Annotated in this window: 3 protein-coding genes; 2 read left to right on the top strand and 1 reads right to left on the bottom strand. The window is 43.8% G+C overall.

The annotated features are described in order from the left end of the window. Both BLO51_RS29315 and BLO51_RS29310 read left to right on the top strand, forming a co-directional pair. On the top strand, window positions 1-393 hold a 393-nt coding region (locus BLO51_RS29315), incomplete at its 5' end, for an IS630 family transposase (RefSeq protein WP_167670253.1). 86 nt (window positions 394-479) lie between these two features. Then, a complete protein-coding gene (locus BLO51_RS29310) occupies window positions 480-629 on the top strand; it encodes a thiol-disulfide oxidoreductase DCC family protein (protein WP_167670252.1) in 150 nt (49 codons plus the stop codon). 192 nt (window positions 630-821) lie between these two features. Here BLO51_RS29310 and BLO51_RS17955 read toward each other — a convergent pair. After that, window positions 822-2,175: reverse transcriptase domain-containing protein (locus BLO51_RS17955; RefSeq protein ID WP_090674085.1), on the bottom strand; the 1,354-nt coding region annotated here is incomplete at its 5' end.

Raw genomic sequence — 2,175 nt, 5'->3', positions numbered from 1 at the left:
CTGGCAACAGTTGACTATGCTACTGGCGAAATTGTTTGGCAGGAAGACGTGCAGTACACAGCAGAGACCTTCTTAAGCTTTCTTCAAAAGGTGGTCGCTCATTATCCAAAGGGTAAAATCGTCATCGTGTTGGACAATGCCCGTATTCACCATGCCCAGTTGCTTCAGCCGTTTTTGGAAGAGATGAAAGGTCGACTCGTACTGGTTTTCCTGCCGCCTTACAGTCCGAAACTGAATCTTGTTGAAGGTTTGTGGAAATGGCTGAAGTCTGATGTGATTAACAATGTGTTCTATCATACAGTGGTAGAAATTCGTAATAATGTTCAGCAGTTCATGGACGAGATCATGAAATCTCCATTGTCGATCATAGATCGTCTTTGTATCAGGTTATAGCCAATTCATTAGTTCAACTTATATAGTACTTTATTTTTCAGTCCAACACTTTATTTTCTTTGGACAATAAAAGTGGGAGATATGTGATGCAACATAAAGTTGAAGTTTACTTTGATGGAAATTGTCCATTTTATTGCAGTGTGCAAGCCAAACTCAAACAACTAGACTGGATAAAAAAGTTATCATTCGTTGATTTCAGGAGTAATGAAGTGAATGGCATTGATATTGATGCTTAAAATCAAAGAATGCATGCATGTTAAAGATTATCAACTGGAAAAATAACAATTGAAATATATCTGGACAGTGGAAAGTTCTCATATAGGAATAGCTAAGGAGAGGCTTCAACACGACTTGGTCAGCTCTCCTTTTCGCTCTCCTTCGCACCGTACGTGATTCTTTCGAATCATACGGCGCTCCATCATGACCTTCTACATGAGACGATTCAACTTTTCTCTGAACGCTATAATCTTTTTCCAGATCTTCTTCCCTAACGAAGCATAATCCTCTCGGCTGTGAATCTGTCTGTGGCAATGTTCATGTACCGCGGCTAAATTGTTGACTCGATTGACGGATGCCTGTGGTAGGTGAGGGTCAATATGATGGATGTGAAGATTGAACGGTTTTAGTTCTTCGTCACAGACCCTGCATTTCCCTTTGTCCGGGTTAAAAGCGTAAGCTCGATTCAAGAAATATTCGAAATTGTATTTCTTGTCGGTCGCGCCTTTGCTGATGATTTTGGAAAGGTGCAGGGATAACAGCTCATCTGCTCGTGCCCGCAAGGGTGTCTTTCCTGTTCGTTCCTGATATAGCTTTCGACCTTCTATCGTGAAGGGGGATTCCTCCGGATTCTTGAGTTGCGTTTTCTTCCACTTGCAAAATGCCAACGATGTGATGCCGATTTTCGCATATTTGTACGTTACGGCTGGAATGCCCATTGTATAATCCGCGTGGACACTTGTGAGATTGTTCACTTCGTTGGCGGGAAGCCAAATACCGCCGTATTTGTCCAATACCCTCTTTGCTTTCCATTTCAGGTTGTATGCATATTTGCTCAGGATGATGTTGACCCACGTGGTGCATTGATAGTATTGGATGATTCCCCTGATCGTTGCGTTGACGACATTGATTTCATGGATGAGGGCTTCTTTGTTCTTGCAGCGTTTCAGGGTACTCAATTTCTGGTGGAGTTCCTTCACTTTGCTTTTCAGCCGAGTTCGGTCGGGCATGGTTCGCGTCACATAGCCGGCTCGTGATTTCCCTTTGACCATCTTGCATTCACAGCCGAGGAAATGGATAGGCTTCTCTCGGACGTTGGTGATGACTGTCTTCTCTGCCGATAAGGTCAGTTTGAGATTCGATCGTAAGTAATTGCTGATTCGTTGTTTCCATTTCTCCGCATTCCGTTTGGTGTCGGCCGCGAGTATCCAGTCATCGGCATAGCGAACGAGATAAGCAGGCTTAAGGTGGCTCCTCTTCTTGAGAGCCTCTTGTTGAATACTTGGCGTCGCATACGTCTGTTTGGTTTTCTTGTTTTCCCACTCTCGGGTCACCCACTGATCGAACGAGTGAAGATACACGTTGGCAAGTAGTGGTGAGATGATGCCACCCTGCACCGTTCCCAGCGGATTGATTTGAATTTCATCCATGATTCCCGCTTTAAGCATCGCTTTGATGATCATAAGCACTCGTTGATCGCGTATTCCCATGCCGTATAATTGTTTACACAATTTGGTGTGGTTGACGCAATCGAAGAATTTGGAAATATCTCCTTCTACGATCCAG

The sequence above is a fragment of the Paenibacillus tianmuensis genome (assembly GCF_900100345.1).
Lineage (GTDB): Bacteria > Bacillota > Bacilli > Paenibacillales > NBRC-103111 > Paenibacillus_G > Paenibacillus_G tianmuensis.
Note: the sequence above shows the minus strand (reverse complement) of the source record. Positions and strands in the feature narration are given on the sequence as shown.